Annotated in this window: 14 protein-coding genes and 2 tRNA genes; 7 read left to right on the top strand and 9 right to left on the bottom strand. The window is 67.7% G+C overall.

Features of this window, described 5'->3' with window-relative positions; translation table 11 throughout:
- Positions 1-54: 54 nt before the first annotated feature.
- The 3 genes from ABE464_RS11110 to ABE464_RS11100 all read right to left on the bottom strand — a co-directional run bounded on the left by ABE464_RS11110 (position 55) and on the right by ABE464_RS11100 (position 3,717).
- A complete protein-coding gene (locus ABE464_RS11110) occupies positions 55-1,665 on the bottom strand; it encodes an N-acetylmuramoyl-L-alanine amidase (RefSeq protein WP_346471984.1) in 1,611 nt (536 codons plus the stop codon).
- 88 nt (positions 1,666-1,753) lie between these two features.
- On the bottom strand, positions 1,754-2,236 hold the full coding sequence (gene tsaE / locus ABE464_RS11105; RefSeq protein ID WP_346471983.1) for a tRNA (adenosine(37)-N6)-threonylcarbamoyltransferase complex ATPase subunit type 1 TsaE: 483 nt from the start codon (positions 2,234-2,236) through the stop codon (positions 1,754-1,756).
- A 2-nt stretch (positions 2,237-2,238) separates the two neighbouring features.
- Complete coding sequence (locus ABE464_RS11100; RefSeq protein ID WP_346471982.1) at positions 2,239-3,717, bottom strand: NAD(P)H-hydrate dehydratase; 1,479 nt, start codon at positions 3,715-3,717, stop codon at positions 2,239-2,241.
- A gap of 72 nt (positions 3,718-3,789) precedes the next feature.
- Here ABE464_RS11100 and queG point away from each other — a divergent pair, with 72 nt between their 5' ends.
- Positions 3,790-4,878 carry a tRNA epoxyqueuosine(34) reductase QueG gene (gene queG, locus ABE464_RS11095; protein ID WP_346471981.1) on the top strand — a complete coding sequence of 363 codons (1,089 nt, stop codon included), beginning with the start codon at positions 3,790-3,792 and terminating at the stop codon, positions 4,876-4,878.
- A gap of 60 nt (positions 4,879-4,938) precedes the next feature.
- Positions 4,939-6,279 carry an exodeoxyribonuclease VII large subunit gene (gene xseA / locus ABE464_RS11090; protein WP_346471980.1) on the top strand — a complete coding sequence of 447 codons (1,341 nt, stop codon included), beginning with the start codon at positions 4,939-4,941 and terminating at the stop codon, positions 6,277-6,279.
- A gap of 33 nt (positions 6,280-6,312) precedes the next feature.
- Here the strand turns inward: xseA and ABE464_RS11085 are convergent, their stop codons facing one another.
- Both ABE464_RS11085 and ABE464_RS11080 read right to left on the bottom strand, forming a co-directional pair.
- Positions 6,313-7,215, bottom strand: a complete 903-nt coding sequence (locus ABE464_RS11085) for a M48 family metallopeptidase (RefSeq protein WP_121038276.1) — start codon at positions 7,213-7,215, stop codon at positions 6,313-6,315.
- A 109-nt stretch (positions 7,216-7,324) separates the two neighbouring features.
- Positions 7,325-9,154, bottom strand: a complete 1,830-nt coding sequence (locus tag ABE464_RS11080) for a formylglycine-generating enzyme family protein (protein ID WP_346472020.1) — start codon at positions 9,152-9,154, stop codon at positions 7,325-7,327.
- Between the two features lie 243 nt (positions 9,155-9,397).
- Here ABE464_RS11080 and rnd point away from each other — a divergent pair, with 243 nt between their 5' ends.
- On the top strand, positions 9,398-10,477 hold the full coding sequence (gene rnd, locus ABE464_RS11075) for a ribonuclease D (protein WP_346471979.1): 1,080 nt from the start codon (positions 9,398-9,400) through the stop codon (positions 10,475-10,477).
- An 86-nt stretch (positions 10,478-10,563) separates the two neighbouring features.
- On the opposite strand, the gene ABE464_RS11070 is transcribed toward rnd, so the two are convergent.
- Positions 10,564-12,909, bottom strand: a complete 2,346-nt coding sequence (locus ABE464_RS11070; protein ID WP_346471978.1) for a TonB-dependent receptor — start codon at positions 12,907-12,909, stop codon at positions 10,564-10,566.
- Positions 12,910-13,211: 302 nt separating this feature from the next.
- A complete protein-coding gene (locus ABE464_RS11065; protein WP_346471977.1) occupies positions 13,212-15,761 on the bottom strand; it encodes a Cache 3/Cache 2 fusion domain-containing protein in 2,550 nt (849 codons plus the stop codon).
- A gap of 314 nt (positions 15,762-16,075) precedes the next feature.
- Here ABE464_RS11065 and ABE464_RS11060 point away from each other — a divergent pair.
- Positions 16,076-16,151 (top strand) — tRNA-Ala (locus ABE464_RS11060).
- A 68-nt stretch (positions 16,152-16,219) separates the two neighbouring features.
- Here ABE464_RS11060 and ABE464_RS11055 read toward each other — a convergent pair.
- Positions 16,220-16,390, bottom strand: a complete 171-nt coding sequence (locus ABE464_RS11055) for a hypothetical protein (protein WP_183073677.1) — start codon at positions 16,388-16,390, stop codon at positions 16,220-16,222.
- A 124-nt stretch (positions 16,391-16,514) separates the two neighbouring features.
- Complete coding sequence (locus ABE464_RS11050) at positions 16,515-17,537, bottom strand: NADP-dependent oxidoreductase (RefSeq protein WP_346471976.1); 1,023 nt, start codon at positions 17,535-17,537, stop codon at positions 16,515-16,517.
- A 223-nt stretch (positions 17,538-17,760) separates the two neighbouring features.
- Here ABE464_RS11050 and ABE464_RS11045 point away from each other — a divergent pair, with 223 nt between their 5' ends.
- The 3 genes from ABE464_RS11045 to ABE464_RS11035 all read left to right on the top strand — a co-directional run bounded on the left by ABE464_RS11045 (position 17,761) and on the right by ABE464_RS11035 (position 19,633).
- Positions 17,761-18,150, top strand: coding sequence for a hypothetical protein (locus ABE464_RS11045; protein WP_346471975.1), 390 nt, complete (start codon positions 17,761-17,763; stop codon positions 18,148-18,150).
- A 19-nt stretch (positions 18,151-18,169) separates the two neighbouring features.
- On the top strand, positions 18,170-19,354 hold the full coding sequence (locus ABE464_RS11040; protein WP_346471974.1) for a YbfB/YjiJ family MFS transporter: 1,185 nt from the start codon (positions 18,170-18,172) through the stop codon (positions 19,352-19,354).
- Positions 19,355-19,557: 203 nt separating this feature from the next.
- Positions 19,558-19,633 (top strand) — tRNA-Phe (locus ABE464_RS11035).
- The last annotated feature ends 240 nt before the right edge of the window (positions 19,634-19,873 follow it).

The following is a 19,873-nucleotide window of genomic DNA, read 5'->3' as shown; positions in this document are numbered from 1 at the left end:
AACGGACGTCATCCCGTGATGATAGCGTGCGCCGGGCGGTGCAGCCCGGAGGGCTTACTTGCTGCCGCCCGCCACGGTGCCGGCCGCATCGATCTCGGCTTGGGCGCGCGCGGCGTACAGGGTACCCGGCGGCGGCTGACGGCTGAAGAAGGTGTGCACGCCATCCAGCACCGCACCGGCGATCTGGCGCTGGTAAGCCGGATCGATCAGGCGGCGCTCTTCATCCGGGTTGGAGATGAAGGCGGTTTCGACCAGCATCGCCGGCATGTCCGAGGTGCGCAGCACCGCGAAGTTGGCGCGTTCGATGTTGGGCTTGTGGTTCTTGCCGATGCGCTTCAGGCCACCCAGCACATGTCCGGCCGCATCTTCGGAGGCCTTCATGTAGCCGCTCTGTGCCAGATCGAGCAGCACGTTGGCCAGGGTGCCTTCGGTCTGCTGCAGGCGCACGCCACCGACCAGATCGGCGGCGTTTTCCTTGTCGGCCAGCCAGCGCGCACGCTGCGAGGACGCGCCCTTGGTGGAGAGCACGTACACCGACGAGCCGGTCGCTGCGCGGTTCTCGGCGGCGTCGGCATGAATCGAGATGAACATGTCGGCCTTGGCCGCACGTGCCTTCTGCGCACGCATCGGCAGCGGAATGAACACGTCGCTGTCGCGGGTCAGGTAGGCCTTCAGGCCGGGCGTCGCATTGATCTGGCGGGCCAGTTCACGCGCCACGGCCAGGGTGATGTCTTTTTCGCGCTTGCCGGTCGGGCCGACCGCGCCGGGGTCCTGACCGCCATGCCCGGGATCGATCGCGATCACCAGCGGACGCATGCCGGCGCGCATCTTCACGCGCGAGGCGTCGCTGGGCATGGCCGGGCGCGGGTTGTCCTGCACCGCCGGCGTCGGCACTGGCGCAGGTACCGGCGCGCTGGCAACGACCGCGGCGGTCGACTGACCGGCCAGGATTGCGGCCGGCGACGCACTGTTGCTGGCCGCGTTGGCGGTCCCTGCGGCAGCGACGTTGACGGTGGTGGCCGTGGTGGCCGCCGGGCCGGGCGCCGGCGCCGAGGTGGCGACCGTCGCACTGGCCTGCTGGCGCACCGAGGCGGTCAGCAACGCGGTAGCACGCGCGGCATCGCTGCGCGCCTGCGCGGTCTGGGCGGCAGTCTGGGCGGCGGTCGGTGCAGGGGTCGGTGCCGGTGCGGCGGCCGGCGTCGAAGCCGCTGGCGTGGGCGAAGGCGCTGCGGCCGGGGTGGGCGCGGGCGCACTGGCAACGGTGGTCGCGGCCGGCGCATCGCCCGGCCACTCGATCACCAGCCGCGACTCATCGCCCTGCTTGATCATCTGAGGGCGGAACGGCGCGACCGATTCGGCCAGGTCGAACACCACGCGGAACGTGCCCGGCACGGGCTGCCCCGTACGGACCGCCGTGACCACGCCCTTGGGCGCAGGCAGTTTGAGGTTGCGGATCGCGCTGGAGTCCGGGAAATCGACCACCAGGCGGTTCGGGCCGGCCAGGGACAGGGTCTTGTAGCCCCCGCTGCCAGCCAGTGAAATCTCCGCACGGGTACCGGTCGCACCGGTCTCCACGGCCACCTGGCGGACTTCGCCCGCCCACGAGAGCGCGCTCGCCAGACAGAGTCCGACGGCGGTGCAGATGGCGGTGAGAGATTTCCCCATTGGCATGGGTCTGGATTCAATCACCGCGCTGAATGAAATGCAACTCCTTTTCCCTTAATAATCCGTAACCTGCCGGTGTTTCCTAGTGTCAGCCGACAGAAAGGGCCTGCAAGTCGCCCCCTTGGGGGAGCCGTTGAAGCCATTCACGACCGGCCGCGCTGGTCGCCGTAAGCCGGGCACGGCGTCCCTGTCCCTGGATGTCCAATGCCACCTCCAGGTCCGTAGGCGGCAGCGCACCGGCGCCGCGCTCGGGCCATTCGACCAGCCAGAGCGAGGCGCTGCCCTCGTCGAGCCCCAGGAAATCCAACTCCTGCGCGTTCCCGATCCGGTACAGGTCCAGGTGCCATGCCTCATGCCCGTCGGCCAGTGGATAGCGCTCCACCAGGGTATACGTCGGGCTGCGGATCGCGCCCTGCACGCCCAGCGCGCGCAGCAGTGCGCGTGCCAGGGTGGATTTGCCGGCCCCCAGGTCACCCTGCAGCTGCATCACCGCCTGCGGCGGCCGGGTCGCGGCCAGCCATTGCCCGAGCAGGTCGGTGTCTTCGGTCTGCGCGAGGAAAAACTCGATCATGTTCAAACGTCCGGATTGACCAGCCGGCGCAGCGGCGCCAGCAGATCGGTGGGAAGCAGGCCCCGCTGGCCGTCACTGGCGGCGACATCGCCGGCCAGGCTGTGCAGCAATGCGCCGGTGCTGGCCGCATCGAACGCGCCCAGGCCCTGCGCACGCAGCGCCGCGATGATGCCGGTGAGCAGGTCACCCATGCCACCCATGGCCATGCCGGGATTGCCGGCGGCGATCACCCGCGGCACCGCGCCGGGCGCGGTGACCACGGTGCCGGCGCCTTTGAGCACCACCACCGCGTGGAAACGGTCGGCCAGCGCCTTCGCGGCGGTGAAGCGATCCGCCTGCACCTGCGCGGTGGTCAGCCCTAGCAGGCGCGCGGCCTCGCCCGGGTGCGGGGTCAGGATCGCGTCATCGAGCGGCTGCCGCGCCTTGGCCAGCAGATTGAGGGCATCGGCATCGATCACCAGCGGTTTGCCGCTGGCCAGCACCTGCCGCCAGAGTTCGTGCGCCCAGTCGTCCTGACCCAGGCCCGGTCCTATCGCGATCACCCCCGCGCGCGGCAGCAGCGCCTGCAGCTCCTGCGCGTCCTGCACGGCATGCACCATCGCTTCGGGCAGACGCACCAGCAGCGGTGCGACATGCGGCGACTGGGTCGCCACGCTGACCAGCCCGGCGCCGGCGCGCAAGGCCGATTCACTGGCCAGCATCACTGCCCCGCCGCTGCCGAGGTTGCCGCCCACGCACAGCACATGGCCGGATTCGCCCTTGTGGGTGTTGGCGCGGCGTGCCGGCAGTTGCGCGCGCAGGCGCGGTTGCTGCCAGCACTCGGCGCTGTGCTGCACGCCTTCGCCAGCGTCGGCAGGCAGGTCCAGCGCGGCCAGGCGGCGACCGCCGACATGCTCCAGCGCCGCGCCGGTATACATCCCTTGGTGGCGCACGATGAACTGCAGGGTGACCGTGGCACGGATGGCCACGCCCGGCACGTCACCGGTGCGCGCATCCACGCCACTGGGCACGTCCAGCGACAGCACCGGCACCCCAGCGCCGTTGATGGCCGTGATCAGATCCACCGCGGCACCGGCCGGCGCGCGGTTCAGGCCGATGCCGAACAGCGCGTCGACCAGCACGTCGACTGGCGGCAGGGCGCCATCGAAGCGTCCCACCGCACCGCCGGCGGCGATGAACGCCTGCTCGGCCTGCTGCGACAACGGCGTGGCAGGCGCATCGGTATCCAACCGCAGCACCGTCACCGGGCGGCCGGCCTCCCGGGCCAAGCGGGCCAGCACATAGCCATCGCCCCCGTTGTTGCCGGCCCCCACCACCACACCGATCCGCTGCGCCTGCGGCCAGCGCTCCAGCAGGCAGTGCCAGGCGGCGCGGCCGGCCTGTTCCATCAGCGAGGCACCGCCATCGCCCAGCAGGGCACTGGCCTGCGCATCCAGGCGGCGCGCAGCGGCGATATCGAACAGTTCAGCAAGCTCGGGCATGCCGGGATTCTATACTTGTCGCCCAGGCGCAGCCTTGCCGCGCCCTTCCCAGGCTCCGTTTCCGCCCAGGCCATGTCCGCCGTCCCCCTGCCCGCCCCCGTCCACCTGGCCCGCGCCGCCGAACGCATCCGTGCGATCGCGCGCGTGCACGGCTTCCAGCGCTGCGGCGTGTCCGGGATCGATCTGCGCGAAGACGAGGCGCACCTGGCCGATTGGCTGGGCAAGGGCCTGTACGGCACGATGGAGTGGATGGCGCGCCACGGCACGCTGCGTGCGCGGCCGGATGAACTGCTGCCGGGCACGGTGCGGGTGATCTCGGTCGGCATGGATTACGGCCACAAGGACGACGCCGAAGCCTGGAACACCCTGCACGATGGTGACCGCGCCTACGTGGCGCGTTATGCGCTGGGCCGCGATTACCACAAGCTGATGCGCAACCGGTTGCAGAAGTTCGCCGACAGCATCGCCGCCGAGATCGGGCCGTTCGGCTATCGCGTGTTCGTCGATTCGGCCCCGGTGCTGGAGCGTGCACTCGCCCGCAACGCCGGGCTGGGCTGGATCGGCAAGCACACCTGCCTGATCGACAAACAGGGCGGCTCGTGGTTCTTCATCGGCGAGATCTACGTCGACCTGCCGCTACCGGTGGATACGCCGGCCAGCGCGCACTGCGGCACCTGCACGCGCTGCATCGATGTCTGCCCGACCCAGGCGATCATCGCCCCGCACCGCCTGGATGCACGCCGCTGCATTTCCTATCTCACCATCGAACACGACGGCGCGATTCCCGAGGAGATGCGCACGGCGATGGGCAACCGCATCTACGGCTGCGACGACTGCCAGCTGGTCTGCCCCTGGAACAAGTTCGCCAAGCGCACCGACGAGCCGGATTTCCGCGCGCGCAACGATCTGGACACCGCCTCGCTTGCCCAGCTGTTCGCCTGGGAGGAAGACGAGTTCCTGCGCCGCACCGAAGGCAGCCCGATCCGCCGCAGCGGGCATGAACGCTGGCTGCGCAACATCGCCGTGGCGCTGGGCAATGCCCCAACCCACACCGAGACGCTGGCCGCACTGCAGGCACGGCGCGAGCATCCTTCGGCCATCGTGCGCGAGCATGTCGCCTGGGCGCTGCAGCAGCACGCCGACCGCACCACCGCGGGATGAAGCAACGCCGCCGACGTGCGACCATGGCCCCCCGTTCGTACCGTTTGGCCTGATCCCCCCATGGACCGCAGCGCGCAGATTCTCACGCCCAGCCAGCTCAACATCCTGGCCCGCGACCTGCTGGAAGGCGCGTTTCCGCTGATCTGGGTGGAGGCCGAACTGGGCAGCGTGACGCGCCCGGCCTCGGGCCATATGTATTTCACACTGAAGGATGCGCGCTCGCAGATCCGCGCGGCGTTGTTCAAGCCCAAAAGCCAGTGGCTGAAGTTCGTGCCGCGCGAAGGCATGCGCGTACTCGCGCGTGGCCGGCTGACGCTGTACGAAGCGCGCGGCGAGTACCAGATGGTGCTCGATCACATGGAGGAAGCCGGCGAAGGCGCCCTGCGCCGCGCGTTCGAGCAGCTCAAGGCACGCCTGGAGGCCGAGGGCCTGTTCGCGCCCGAACGCAAGCGCCCGATGCCGGCGCATGTGCGTCGACTGGCGGTGATCACCTCGCCCACCGGCGCGGCGGTGCGCGACGTGCTCAGCGTGCTGGAGCGGCGTTTCCCGATGCTTGAGGTCGATCTGCTGCCCAGCCTGGTGCAGGGCGACAGCGCTGCCGCGCAGATCACCTCGTTGCTGCGTGCCGCCGATGCCAGCGGCCGCTATGACGTGATCCTGCTGACCCGCGGTGGCGGCTCGATGGAAGATCTCTGGGCCTTCAACGATGAGCAGCTGACCCGCGCGATCGCGGCCAGCCAGACGCCGGTGGTGTCCGCCGTGGGTCACGAAACCGACTTCAGCCTGGCCGATTTCGCCGCTGATCTGCGCGCGCCGACGCCGTCGGTCGCGGCCGAACTGCTGGTGCCCGATCAGCGTGACCTGCTGCTGCGCGTGCGTCGTCTCGATGCGCGTCTGGCGCAGCTGCAGCGGCACAGCCTGGGGCAAGCGATGCAGCGCGCGGACCGTGCCCTGCTCCGCCTCAACGCACAGAGCCCGCAGTCACGCCTGCAGCTGTTGCAGCGGCGCCAGCAGGATGTCGCGCGCCGTCTGCACGCCGCGTGGACGACACAGCATCAGGGCCGCCTGGCCCATCTGCGCCACGCAGCCACCGTCCTGCGCAGCGGCCATCCCCAGCGCCGGTTGGACGCCCTGCGTGAGCGCCTGCAACGCCTGCAGCCGCGCGCGGACAATGCGATCAGCCGTCAGCTGCAGCGCGACGGCCTGCGCCTGCGTGCGCTCGCCCGTTCGATGGAAGCGGTCAGCCCGCTGGCCACCGTCGCGCGTGGCTACGCGATCCTCACCCGTGAGGACGATGGCAGCCTGGTCCGCTCGCCGTTGCAGGTGCGCCCGGGCGACACGCTCAAGGCGCGCGTGCAGGATGGCGTGATCGACGTGACGGTCAACGAACCGGCGCGCTGATCCGGCGCGCGCCCACCGCCACCCCGTTTGACCTCAGCGCCCCGCGCTTTCGCAGAACTTCTGCCGGTACTCCATCGCCTTGGGCATCAATGCCTGCAGGTTCTGGATGCGCGTGCCGGGGTTGGGATGGGTAGACGCGAATTCCGAGGTCGACTGACCACCGCTGGCCTGTCCCATCCGTTCCCACAGCGGGATTGCCTCCTGCGGATCGAAACACGCCGCCGCGGCCAGCATCAGGCCGACTTCATCGGCCTGGGTCTCATGGCTGCGCGCGTAAGGCAGCAGGTAGCCGTAGCCCATCGCCGACATCATCATCTGCTGCTGTTGCGGGTCCATGCCGCTGGCGGCACCGGCCATCTGGCCGATCTGGGTCATCTTCTGCTGGGCCATGCGCTGGGCACCATGGCGCAGCAGGGCATGCGCGATTTCATGGCCCATCACCACCGCCATCGCATCCACCGTACGCGCCACCGGAATCAACCCGGTGTACACCGCCATCTTGCCGCCGGGCAGGCAGAACGCGTTGGCCTGGTCGGACGGGATCACGTTGACCTCCCACTCGAAATCACGCGCGAAGTGCGCAGGCTTCAGGCCATGCTCTTCGGCGAGCGCGGTTTCCACCACGTCCACCTTGGCGATCAGGCGCTGGGCGATCGCCTGGATCTCGCGCGACTGTGGCGCGCTGGGGTCCAGGGGGCGCTCCTGGGCCAGGATCTCCTGGTAGGCCTGCAGGCCGAGCGCCTTTTCCTGGGTCGCATCGAGCGAGCTGTCGATCAGCACGCTTTCACCCGTATAAGGATCCACGGCGCGGTTGGAGAACCAATAGAACGCGGCATAGCCGGCGAAGGCCAGCAGCACCCACCAGCGGATGTTGCCGAACAGGCCCGGCCGCCGGGCGCGGCCCTGCTGTTGACCGCCGAATGGATCGTTGCGCATGCGCATGGTTCCTGAGATGGCCGCGGCACCCTGCCCGGCACTGCGCCAATCCTAGAACGCGCCGCGTGGTGCCGGGTGAAATCCCGTCACCTCACCGCAGTTGCACCCATCAGATCCCGCGGACCAGGCGGAACCCGATCCGGGCGCTGGTGGTATCCGAGTCCTGCGATTGACGCCACGCCGCGCGGGTCTGCGCCGGTGCATTGGCCCAGTTGCCGCCACGGATCACGCGCTGCCGGCAGCCCGGGTTGAACCAGGCCACACCGTCGGACGGCGCCCGGCGATAGCTGGCATGCCAACAGTCGGCCACCCATTCGCTGAGGTTGCCGGCGATGTCGTGCAGGCCCCACGGGTTGGGATCAAAACTGGCCACCGGCGCCGGGCCCCAATATCCATCGCCGTAGCCGACGAAAGCGTTGTACCAGTGCCGCCCGGACGGCGAGACATCCTCGGCGCCGGTGAAGTTGCCCGCGCGCGGCGGCGGTGTGCCCGCATCGCCCCACGGATAGCGGCCACTGCTGCCGGCGCGCAGGGCGTACTCGAATTCGGCTTCGCTGGGCAGGCGGTACGAGCGCCCGGTCTGCTCGGACAGCCAGGTGGCGTAATTCTCGGCGTCGCGCACGCTGACGTGCATCACCGGCAGGTTGGCGATCGCCTCGGCGCCGTTGTAATCGGACTGCCAATCCACGCCGCTGCGGCGCACGAAGTTGCCGCTGCGCTCGTCGTACACGATCGAATGACCGCGCCGTGTCGCGCGCGGGCGGGCCTTGGTGGCCTGCACGTAGCGGCGGAAATCGGCGACCGTCACTTCGGTGATCGACATCGCGAAGCCACGTTCGAAGCGCACGTAATGCGAGGGCTTTTCCGCATCGGTCGCACCGAGTTCGTTCTCGGCCGCGCCCATCTGGAAGCCGCCATGCGGCACGACGATCATCTGTGGCCCGCGGCCGCCATCGCGCAACGCATCGCTGAAGACCTGCCGCGGCCGGAAGCTGCCGTAATGGGTCACCAGCTCGATGCGCTCGCGCAGCTGGCCCACGACAGGGTCGCCCGGCAAGGCGATGCGCAGGGCATCCTCCAGTTTCTGGCGGGCCGGCTTGAGCCCCTGCGGCGTGGCCAGGTCACGCAGGCCTTCGTTGCGCAGCCGCACCAGGATATCCGACCGGATTTTCTCGATGCGCTCGAAGGCATCGGCGATGGTGATCGATGAGTCGCGGACCTTGGCAGCCTCGGCCAGCCAGGTACCGGCTGCGGCGAAATCGGTCGCCCGCGCGGCCGTCTCTGCACGGCGGATCAGCGCGCTCTCGGCAGCGGCCAGGCCCTGACGGGCGCGCGGATTGTCCGCATCCAGCGCCAGCGCCTCATGGAAATTGGGGATCGCACCATCGCCGTCCTCACCGATGCGGTCAGCGCGCAGATCGTCTTCACCGGCACGGTTGTACGCCACCACCCGCTGGGCGATCTCCACCCGCGACTGGAGCTCACGCACCTTGGCATCGTCCGGGGCCAGCGTCAGCAGCACCAGGGCCATCTCACTGGCCTCGGCCAGTGCTTCACGCTGCTTGAGCGGGCGGTCCAACAACGCGGCCGCCTCCTCCAGCAGCCGCTGCCGGGCACGTTTCAGCCCGGCCTCGGCGGCGCGGTCCTTGGGCTCGTGCTGCAGCAGCGCGAGCCAGATCGGGACAGCGTCGTCGGCGGTGCGGTACAGGCGGCCTTCCTCGAAGGCACGTGCTGCGTCACGGCGAGCCTGGGCGACGTCAGCATCCGCCAGCGTGACAGCGGGCGGCTGCCAGCGTTCCACGGTTTCAGCAGCGTCCTCACCGCCGATGGTGACCTGGGCGACCGGTGCGCTGGCCTTGGCCGGTGCGCTGGCAGGCTTGGCGGCAGGCGCTGCCGAAGGCGCCGGGTCCGGCGCGGGAGAACACGCGGCCAGCAGCATGCCCAGAAGAGCAGTGAACAGCAGCGGCAATGGGCCTGACGGTCGCAAATGGGGGTCCTTGGGGCGTGTCATCGTCTTGCTGGTGCCCACGCCATGTCGCAGCGCGGACAAGGCATCATCATAATCGCCACCGTCGCAGGCGGCGACCGACCGCCGCCCAGGTGTTCATTCCGACCGGGGATGGCGCGGGGTTAGGCTATCCTCCCCGACCTGAGCACCCCTTTGCAGTACATGGAATCCCACGTGGCTTACTGGATCAAAACCCCGGCGGAACTGGACGAGCGCTTCCGCCAGCGCCCCACCCGCATCGGCCTGGACACCGAGTTCATCCGCGAACGCACCTACTGGCCGCAACTCGCGCTGGTGCAGATGGCGGTCGGCGATGAAATCCTGCTGATCGACCCGCTGATTCCCGGCATGAACGAGGCGCTGGCGCCGTGGCTGGCCGACACCTCCATCCTCAAGATCATGCACAGCGCCAGCGAAGACCTGGTCACCTTCAAGGTCGCCTGCGGCGTGCTGCCTCGTCCGTTGTTCGACACCCAGATCGGTGCATCGCTGGCGGGCATCGGTGGTGGCATGGGCTACCAGAAACTGGTCACTGCGGTCACCGGCGTCACGCTCACCAAGGGCGAAACCCGCTCGGACTGGATGCGGCGTCCACTCTCGGAGGCGCAGCTGGAGTACGCCGCCGACGACGTGGAATACCTGTTCCAGATCCACGACACCCTTGATGCGCGCCTGGAGGAGCTGGGTCGCCGCCAGTGGCTGCAGGACGATGCCGAGCGCCTGCTCGCCAGTGTCGAACACGACGAAGAGCGCTGGCCGCACGTGGCAATGCGCTCGGCACAGTTCATGGATACCCCTGCGCAGCTGCGATTGCTGCGGCTGCTGCGCTGGCGCGACGTGCAGGCCCGTGCCAGCGACAAGCCGCGCAGCTGGGTGCTCGACAACGAACTGGCCGCGGTGCTTGCACGCACCCCGCCGGCTGATGTGGACGCCTTGTCCAAGCTGATGGAAGGCTTCCCCAAAGCCCCCCGCAAGCTGGCCGCACAGGTATGGCAGGCGCTGATCACGCCGCTTGCCGACGAAGCCGAGGCACCGCTGGCGCTGCCGGCCACCGATGCCAACAAGCAGGCGCTCAAGCGGTTGCAGGATGCCGTCAGCGCGCGCAGCGCCGAACTCGGCCTGCCCGATGGCGTGCTTGCCTCGCGCAAGCATCTGGAAAGCTATCTGGAAAGCCGCCAGTGGCCGGCGGCGCTGGCCGGCTGGCGCCAGGCGCAGCTCGAACCGATCCTGTCGGCGCTGTTGCCGCCCGTCTGAAACGACAACGCCCCGCATCTGCGGGGCGTCTTTCATCTATCTGCCTCACCGGCGCCGCAGCAATGCGGCACCGGTGAGCGCGTGTCTTACCAGTTCATGTTGAGCGAAACGCCGACGGTGCGCGGCTCGTTGTAGACCGCGGCCATGTAGTTCTCGATCACACCCTTGAGGTTCTTCTCATTGGTGATGTTGCGCGCGAACAGGGCCACTTCCCAGGCACCGTAGTTGGCGGAGTAGCCCAGCTTCAGGCCGCCTTCGAAGCTGCCCTTGGAGTTGAACTCGGCCGAGTCATACAGCACGAAGCTGGTATACCCCTGCTTGTTCCAGTCGGTGGAAACGAAGAACACATCGCTGTCGTTGACCGGCATGTCGTAACGCGCGGCCAGGTTGATGTTGTACTTCGGTGCATTCGGCAGCGGGTTGCCATTGATCTGCGCGAAGGTGTTGGCACCGACCTTGATGGTCGGGTCGTTCACGGTGCACACCACGGCGCCGTTCAGGGCGCAGACCTGCGCGTACACGCGGTCGTCCTGGATTTCGCTGTGCAGCAGGCTGATACCGGCGCTCAGGGCCAGGTTCGGGATCGGGCGCAGCTCCATGTCCGCTTCCAGACCGTAGGCCTTGGCCTTGTCGGCGTTGAACAGCACGCCGTTGCCGTCCGAATCGTTGCCGTTGAGCTGGATGTCGTTGACCACGTAGGTGAACGCGGCGGCGTTCACGCGCAGCCGGTTGTCCCACAGGCTGCTCTTGATGCCGGCTTCCCAGGACAGGATGGTTTCCGAATTCGCCGTGGTGAAATCGGCATTGAACACGGCCGAACGGCCCTGGATGGTCGGGCCGCGGAAGCCACGGGCCACGCGTGCATACACGCTCAGCTGCGGGTTGAACGCATACATCGCGCTCAGGTCCCAGCTCGGCGTGGTGTCGGACATCTCCACGTAGGTGCGGCCCTTGTAGGTCACGGCACCGGCGGCGGTATCGGCGGTCTTGAGCAGACGGGTCTTCTTCTCGTCCTTGGTCTGGCGCAGGCCGGCGGTCAGGGTGAACTTGTCGGTCACGTCATAGCTGACCTGGCCGAAACCCGCCCAGGAGGTGTTGACGTTGCGCAGGCGCACCCAGTTGTTCGGGTTGCGGGCCGCGGTGTTCAGGAACCAGGCGCGCTGGTAGAAATCGGTGGTGTCGCGGCCGTCGAAGTAGAACGCGCCGACCTGCCACTTCAGGCGATTCTCATCGGCGTTGGCCAGGCGGAATTCCTGGGTCCACTGGTCCAGATCGCGGATCTGGCCCATCGACTGGCCGTAGCCGTTCGGCACGCCGTTGACCGGGTAGTTCACTGCGGCGCCGCCATCGGTGTCACCGCGGCTGTAGCCGGAGGTGGTTTCGTAGGCGGTGATCGAAGTCAGCGAGACATTGCCGAAATCGTAGATGGCCTTCACCGAACCACCGTAGGTCTTGTAGGCCTGCGGGTTGTTGTCGGCTTCGTCGTAGGCGACCTTGTCGCGCGGCACGTCGGTCTTGTTGGAGCCCTTGGTCACGGCGTTGCGCAGGAACAGCGTGGACGTGCCGTCGTAGTCGCGTGCATGGGCCGAGGCCAGCAGCGAGAAGTTGTCGCTCGGCTGCAGCAGCAGCTGGGCGCGCACGTTGCGGTCATCGAAGCCGCCCATGGCGTTCTTCTTCGGCGAGACCGTGCCATCGGCGCTCGGGCCGCTGTAGGTGTTGTCGACGTAATCATCGCGGTGCTGGTACAGCGCCGACACGCGGAACGAAGCGATGTCGTTGATCGGGCCGCCGAAGCCGCCATCGATCGCCACGCTGCCGTAGGAGCCGTAGCTGGCCTGCACGCGGCCGCTGTAATCCTGGCTCGGCTTGATCGTGTCGAACTTGACGATGCCGGCGGTGGTGTTGCGACCGAACAGCGTGCCCTGCGGGCCGCGCAGCACTTCGATCTGGTCCACGTCGTAGACCGGGTTGGACTTCAGCACCACGTGCTCAAGCACCACGTCGTCCTGGATGATCGACACCGGCTGCGAGGCACCCAGGTAGAAATCGATGTTGCCCAGACCACGGATGTAGAAGCGCGGGAAAATGCGGCCGGTGGTGGTTTCAGCGTAGAAGCTCGGCACCTTGCCCGACAGGGCCAGCAGGGTGTCATCGCCGCCTGCGGTGTAATCGCGGATCTTCTCGCCCTGCACCACGCCGACCGACACCGGCACTTCCTGCAGGTTGCGCTCGCGGTGGTCGGCGGTGACGGTGATGGTGTCCAGCGAGGTGGCGCTGGCCGGCTGGGCGTCCTGCGCCGAGGCGGCAGCGGACAGCATCAGCGTGGCCGAGGCACAGGCCAGCGCCAGCGCGCGGCGGCGCGGCAGCACGGCGGCGGAGAGGGAACGGGAGAGAAGACGCGTCGACACAGGGGCGTGGCGTAGAGCGGGCATGCAGAGGTCTCGGGTAGTACAGATCGGGGCAGCCGGCGAGATGGCCGGGCACCATAGGAAATCGACATCGCTGTGGAGACAGCGATGCGGCACGGTATTGGCTGGATGTTGCAGATTGGTGTCAGGGCGTTGTGGGCGACGGCTGTCCGGCCCCCCTGGTCCACTGGCTATGCGGCCGCGTTTTCTGGCGCGGATTATGCCCGCACGGCGCGCCGCCCGGAAGGGCGCACGGCGCGATCGGCCCCGCACGTGGGCCGATCGGCGACGGTGTACAGGGGCGGCGACCGCTGCCCCTGCGGGGCTCAGTCCGTCACTGCCTGGCGTCGCGCCGGGGTGTTCCCGGCCAGACGGAAACGCCCCACCGACTGCTGCAGCTCGCTCGACTGCGCGTTCAGTGCGCGCGCCGCGGCCGAGGCTTCTTCCACCAGGGCGGCGTTCTGCTGGGTCACGCCATCCATCTGCATGATGCTCTGGCTGACCTGGTCGATGCCCGCCGCCTGTTCCTGGCTGGCGCTGGCGATCTCTTCGATCAGGCCGCCCAGCTCGCCTACCGCCTGCACCATGCGCTGCAGCGTCTGCCCGGCCTCGTCGACCAGCGCGCTGCCATCGGTGACCTTGGTGACCGAATCGCCGATCAGGCCCTTGATCTCCCGTGCCGCCTGCGCCGAGCGCTGCGCCAGGGCGCGCACTTCGGAGGCGACCACCGCAAAGCCTCGGCCTTCTTCACCCGCACGTGCCGCTTCAACCGCCGCATTGAGCGCGAGGATGTTGGTCTGGAAGGCAATGCCATCGATCACGGTGGTGATGTCGGCGATACGGTGTGACGACGCCTGGATATCGGCCATGGTTTCCACCACCTGCGCGACCGCCGCGCCACCCTGCGCGGCCACGGCCGCCGTCTGCGTGGCGAGATGATCGGCGCGCCGCGCGTGGTCTGCATTCTGCTTCACGGCCGCGGTCAGCTCTTCCAGCGACGCGGCGGATTCTTCCAGGCTGGCCGCCTGCTGCTCGGTACGTCGCGACAGATCCTCGTTGCCCGCCGCGATTTCCGACGAGGCGGTGGCCACCGAGACGGCGGCCTGCTGGATGCCGGCGACAATCGTGGTCAACTGGCTGACGGTGGCATTGGCATCGTCGCGCATGGTGGCAAAGACACCCTGGAATTCCCCCTCGATACGCCCACGCAGGTCGCCGGCGGCCAGCGCGCGCAGCAATCCGGACAGCGAGGACAGATTGTGGTCGGCGGTGACCATCAGGGTATTGAGCCCCTCCACCATCACCCGGAAATCGTGATTGAACGCACCCGCATCGCCGCGCACGCTGAAATCACCCGCTGCCGCCGCAGCGACAAGATGTTTGATCTCGCCATTGATGGCCTGCAGGCGATCGCGCACGCCGTTGACGGCCTCGGTGATCCTGGCCTTTTCCCCCGGCAATGCCTCCATCGAGGGCGACAGGTCGCCATCGGCGTAGCACTGCACCAGCTCCACCATGCGCAGCTTGGTGGACACGTGCGCGTCCACCAGTGCGTTGGTGCCGGTCACCATGGTGCGGAACTCCCCTTCAAATGCATCGGCGTCGATGCGGTAGCTGATCGCACCGTCGGCGTGCCGCTGGCTCATGTCGTTCTGTGCGGCAATGATCGCGCGCAATTTGCCCTGCATCTGCTGCAGGGCGCTCATCAGACGACCCACCTCATCGTGTCCGCGCACTTGGATCTGCCGCTCAAGGCGACCGGCCGCCACATCACGCGCCACCTGCCCCGCCTCGGCCAGCGGGCGGCTGAGCACGCGGCGGACCACCAGGACCATCGCCACAATCACGGCCAGCAGCGCCAGCGCGGAGACCAGTGCGATGTGCAGCATCAGCTTGCCGAGTACAGCCTGCACCACCGAGACCGGCTCCATGCCCAGCACGGCCCAATGCCACGGACCGTACGCCTGGGTCGACACGAAGTACGTCTGGACCGCGCCCTGATCACCGCTGCGCAGCTGCACCTGGCCCTGCGTGGACGTACCGTCCAACAGCGCTTGCAATGCGGCATGGTCGGCGTCGGGCACCCGGGCCTGGATCTTGCTGCCTTCGCCATCCGGCCCTGCGATGATCGTTCCGAAACTCTCGCCAGGCCGGGTATCCACGGCGATGAAGTAGCCATCCTTGCCCAACTGTGCAGCGCGCAGGCGCGTCTTCAGTGCCGCCAGGCCGTCGGAATAGTTCTGCCCGACGAATGCAATGCCCACGACCTCCCCCGCCGCGTCGGTGATCGGCATGTAGTGGGTCATGTAGTCCACGCCGAACAGGCGCGCCGGTCCGGTATAGCGCTGGCCGGCCAGCAACTTGGCGTAGGCCGGATTGGCGTGGTCCAGGACGGTGCCCATGGCGCGGGCGCCTTCGGCATTGCGTACCGAGGTCGATACCCGGATGAACTCCTGCCCGTCGCGGGCGAACACGGTGGCCACACCGCCGGTCGCCTCGGCGAAGCGATCCACATCGGCTTCCTGCAGGTTGACCACCTCGCTGCCCAGTCGAAGGGTCGGCGTGGACCGCTCACCGATCAGGATCGTCCGCGCGGGATCCAGCGTGGCATCGCCCGCCGGCAGCATCGCGCGGAAGGTGCCGGCCATGCGCTCGGTGCTGTCGCTGAGGCTGCGGTCATAGAGCTGCACGGAGTCGCGCATCAGGAGGGTGGCCGACTGCAGCCCGGCCTCGACCCGCTGCTGGTAACTTGCGGCCGATTGCTGATACACCAGCAGGGCCAGGCCGATGAAGGCCACGGCGGTGATCAGGCCCATCAGCAGCGCCAGGCGCGCGCCGATGGAGGAGGAGAAAACGGTGGCGGCACGGGTCGTCATCGTTGGAACTCGAAGGGATTGGATATGAAGGATTGGCTCCCTTTCATATCGGCACCGTTTTGGTCCTCTTTACGCGATGGCGTCTAGTTACATTTCGCTACTCAAGAAATCCAACCCGTTGTGCTGCAAGGCTTTGCGGCCGAACGATCCTCACAAAACCCACTCTACCGTTCAGTTCGAGGCCGTCCGCGGGCGACGCGGATGAAGCCTCGCTCCCACCTCTCCCCTCTTGGCAGCCGCCACTGGCCGGGGCTACACTAGTTCCATCGCACGGCGCTCCAAGACGCGACACGCGAGGCAAGTGCGGTATCCGTGGGGCCATAGCTCAGCTGGGAGAGCGCGTCGTTCGCATCGACGAGGTCAGGAGTTCGATCCTCCTTGGCTCCACCACTATTCAATACAAAGCCCCGGGAATTCTGTTCCCGGGGCTTTGTTTTTCCAGCGACTACAGGACGGGCTTACGCGCCTTCGGGATTATCCTTGCGCTCCGGCCGGCGTGTTCCCGCATCATGGATCGCCTGATCGGTCTGGCCCGGCCGCTGCTTGGCGGTTTCATCCTGCTTGCGGTCCTGCTGACTCTCTTCGATGCCTTCCTGCTTGCCGTGTTCGCTGGGCTTGGTGTCTGCCATGGGTCTACTCACTTGTGCGGTTCCCGGTACGGGGCCTTCATCCGCAGGCTAACCGGCCGATCGTGATGCACGAATCACGATCGGGGCGGCCTTGCACACGGCGCACTCACACGCGACTGAAAGCTCAGTCGAGCTTGACCACCAGCTTGCCGAAGTTGCGGCCCTTGAGCAGCCCGAAGAATGCCTCCGGCGCCTGCTCAAGCCCGTCGGCGATGTCTTCGCGATACTGCACCTTGCCGTCCTTCAGCCACTGCCCCATGTCGCGCAGGAACGCCGGGAAGAAAGCGTTCAGGTCGGACTGGATGAAGCCACGCACGGTCAGGCGCTGACGCAGGACTTGGCTCATGAACCCGGGCAGGCGGTCCGGACCGGGCAGCACCGCCCCACGTGCGTTGTAGGTCGCGATCGTGCCGCACACCGGGATGCGCGCGAAATCGTTGAGCAACGGCGCCACGGCGTCGAATACATGCCCACCCACGTTTTCGAAGTAGACATCGATCCCGTTGGGAACCGCCGCGCGCAACCGTTCGGCGAAATCGTCGGCGCGATGATCCAGCGCCACATCGAACCCCAGGGTTTCCAGGTAGCGGCGCTTCTGCTCGCCACCGGCGATACCCACCGTGCGCGCCCCCTGCAGCCTGGCGATCTGGCCCACCGTCGCGCCGACCGGGCCGCTGGCAGCAGCCACCACCAGCGTCTCGCCCGGCTGCGGCTTGCCGATTTCCTGCAGCCCGACATAGGCGGTGAATCCGGGCATGCCGTACACGCCCAGTGCGGTACTGAGCGGCAGCCCGTTGTCCTCCAGCGTGCGGGTCAGCGCATCGCCGGGCACCACTGCGTGCGTCTGCCAGTTGCCCGAGGCCACCACCTGCGTGCCCACCGCGATGGCCGGATGGTTGGAGGCCACCACCTCGGACACCGTGCGGCCTTCCATCACCGCATCCAGCGCAACCGGCGCGGCGTAGGAAGGTCCCTCCTCCATGCGACCGCGCATGTACGGATCCAACGACAGATAGCGATTACGCAGCAGCACCTCGCCGGGACCCGGCGTGGGAACCGGCACCTGCTCAAGGCGGAAATTGGCGGCTACCGGCTCACCCTGGGGACGCGATGCAAGCACGATGCGGGTGTTGGTCAGGGCATTCATCGTGGAATGACTCCAGGCGAAGCGAAAAGGGAATCTGACAGTACGGGTTCCGAGCGTGCAGGAGTCGTGGGTAAAACAGTGTTCCATCCGTGCAGCACGCCGCGCCTGCGCACTCGCCTTGCGCGACAGCGGCCGGTGCTTCCGATGGGGTCACAGCATTCCATCCGCACGCTGGGCCGATCACGCGTTGCCCGCGCCGCGGGTCAAGGCGCATGATCCCGTCATGACCCCTTCCCCATTCCGTCCACGTCGCTACCTGCTGCCGTTGCTGATGTCAGCCACGACGGTGTTCGGCCTGGCGTGCTGGGCGATCCTTGCCACCGAACCGGGGTGCCTCGCCGCCCAGGGGCATTGGTCATCCGGCACCCGCCAGTGCCACACGCGCCTGTGCCTGCTGCAAGGCGACTGCGGTGAGCGCGCCGCGCCGGTCGCAGGCTGCGCCGCGCTGCAACCCGGCGATTCCCGCGGGAAGGTGTACTTCCACCTCGGCAATCCCCTGCCGGGCGCAGGGGCACAGGCGCGCTGGCCGGCGCACAAGGCAAGCGATGGCAGTATCGCGGCCGACTTCGATGGCGAGCGCCTGACCCGCCTGCAATGCCCCGACGCGCGCTGAGGCTGAGCGACGCGCCGTGATGTCCTCATCGACTGCGCCGCCCTCCCGCGCCCCCTGGCAGGTCATCACTGCCGGCATCTGCGCCCTGGTGCTGACCGTGGGCCTGGCCCGCTTTGCCTATACCCCGTTGCTGCCGCTCATGCGGGAGGATGCCGGCCTGTCCGCGGCCAACGGCGGATGGCTGGCGACCTTCAACTACCTCGGCTACCTGACCGGCACGCTGCTGATTGCCCGCGTCGGTGACATGCAGTTGAAATTCCGCTTCTACCGCGTCGGGCTGGTGCTGGCGGTGATCTCCACCGCACTCATGGGGGCCACCGCAGACATGAAGGCATGGAGCGTGCTTCGATTCGTGGCCGGCCTGTCCAGCACGGCGGGGCTGTTGCTGGCCTCTGGGCTGGTGCTCAACTGGCTGCTCGGGCATCAGCGCCGCCCCCGGCTTGGCCTGCATTTTGCCGGACTCGGCATGGGCATCGCGGTCTCCGGCCTGGCTGCGGCGGCGATGGCCGATCATCTGCTGTCCTCGCAGCAGTGGCTCGCGCTCGGCGCGCTTGCACTCGTGTTTCTGATGCCGGCCTGGGCCTGGATGCCCGCACCGGTGCCGCTCTCCAGCGCGGGCGGTACCGAAGCATCTGCGCCACCTGGGCAGCGTTGGCGCTGGCTGCTGATCGCGTCCTACTTCTGTGCGGGGTTCGGCTTCGTGGTCAGCGCGACGTTCATCGTCGCCATTCTCGTGCAGACCCCTGCCTTCGCCGGTCGCGGCAGTTGGGTGTGGGTGCTGGTCGGGATCACCGCCATCCCCTCCACGTTCGCCTGGGATCGTATCGCGGCGCGGATTGGCCTGATCCGCGCGTTGATGCTGGCCTATGCATTGCAGACCGTGTCATTCGTGCTGCCACTGCTGGGCGACGGCGTGTGGGCCGGCGCAACCAGTGCCGTGCTGTTCGGCATCACCTTCGCGGGCATCGTCAGCCTGACCCTGACCGTGGTCGGGCGTCACTACCCGCACAACCCGGCCAAAGCGATGGCCACGCTGACGCTGAGTTATGGCGTCGCCCAGATCATCGCACCCGCGATTGCCGGCACCCTGGCACGCGACAGCGGCTCCTACCAAGGCGCCCTGGTACTGGCGGCGATCATGATGGCGATCGGCATCGTGCTGTTGTGGTGCATGCCGGATGACGCCCACGCCCGCGATGCGTGAGCGGTGGCCGCTGCGCCGGGCCAGCGTCTGAACCGGGGTTCATGCGTCGCCCTGCTGCCGGCGAACCCGCTGTATCAAGCACTTGCGTGTCTTCGGACAGGGGCTCGGAAACAAATGTGAAATTTTTTTCGCGAAACGCTTGCCGAACCCCTCATACCTCCGTATTATTCGCGTCCTCGCCAGCGGCAACGCAGCGATGAAGTGGCCGGGTAGCTCAGTTGGTAGAGCAGGGGATTGAAAATCCCCGTGTCGGCGGTTCGATTCCGTCCCCGGCCACCACAATTTCAGATGACCTGCAGAAATGCAGGTCATTTTTTTTGTCTGTTGTTCGGTCGCCCCACATCGCACCGCGTTCAACGAAGGCATTTCCGCAGCTGGTTCGTGCTCCATGACGTACTCCATCGGCAGTGCATTCGCGCCGACGGCGCCGCACGCACGCACGCACGCACGCGATGATGAAGCGAACATCGAAACGGCTATCCGTCGCGCAGCGCCGTTCCTTGCCCTGCATTGCAACGC

Origin of the sequence: Stenotrophomonas sp. TWI587, from assembly GCF_039674145.1 — a bacterium.
GTDB lineage: Bacteria > Pseudomonadota > Gammaproteobacteria > Xanthomonadales > Xanthomonadaceae > Stenotrophomonas > Stenotrophomonas maltophilia_AY.
The sequence above is the reverse complement of the archived record's forward strand: the minus strand, read 5'-3'. Positions and strand labels throughout refer to the sequence as shown.

Coding starts and splice junctions, on each gene's coding strand:
- ABE464_RS11110 (WP_346471984.1), bottom strand. CDS start 1,665: ATGGGGAAATCTCTCACCGCCATCTGCACCGCCGTCGGACTCTGTCTG.
- tsaE (WP_346471983.1), bottom strand. CDS start 2,236: ATGATCGAGTTTTTCCTCGCGCAGACCGAAGACACCGACCTGCTCGGG.
- ABE464_RS11100 (WP_346471982.1), bottom strand. CDS start 3,717: ATGCCCGAGCTTGCTGAACTGTTCGATATCGCCGCTGCGCGCCGCCTG.
- queG (WP_346471981.1), top strand. CDS start 3,790: ATGTCCGCCGTCCCCCTGCCCGCCCCCGTCCACCTGGCCCGCGCCGCC.
- xseA (WP_346471980.1), top strand. CDS start 4,939: ATGGACCGCAGCGCGCAGATTCTCACGCCCAGCCAGCTCAACATCCTG.
- ABE464_RS11085 (WP_121038276.1), bottom strand. CDS start 7,215: ATGCGCAACGATCCATTCGGCGGTCAACAGCAGGGCCGCGCCCGGCGG.
- ABE464_RS11080 (WP_346472020.1), bottom strand. CDS start 9,154: ATGCTGCTGGCCGCGTGTTCTCCCGCGCCGGACCCGGCGCCTTCGGCA.
- ABE464_RS11070 (WP_346471978.1), bottom strand. CDS start 12,909: ATGCCCGCTCTACGCCACGCCCCTGTGTCGACGCGTCTTCTCTCCCGT.
- ABE464_RS11065 (WP_346471977.1), bottom strand. CDS start 15,761: ATGACGACCCGTGCCGCCACCGTTTTCTCCTCCTCCATCGGCGCGCGC.
- ABE464_RS11055 (WP_183073677.1), bottom strand. CDS start 16,390: ATGGCAGACACCAAGCCCAGCGAACACGGCAAGCAGGAAGGCATCGAA.
- ABE464_RS11050 (WP_346471976.1), bottom strand. CDS start 17,537: ATGAATGCCCTGACCAACACCCGCATCGTGCTTGCATCGCGTCCCCAG.
- ABE464_RS11045 (WP_346471975.1), top strand. CDS start 17,761: ATGACCCCTTCCCCATTCCGTCCACGTCGCTACCTGCTGCCGTTGCTG.
- ABE464_RS11040 (WP_346471974.1), top strand. CDS start 18,170: ATGTCCTCATCGACTGCGCCGCCCTCCCGCGCCCCCTGGCAGGTCATC.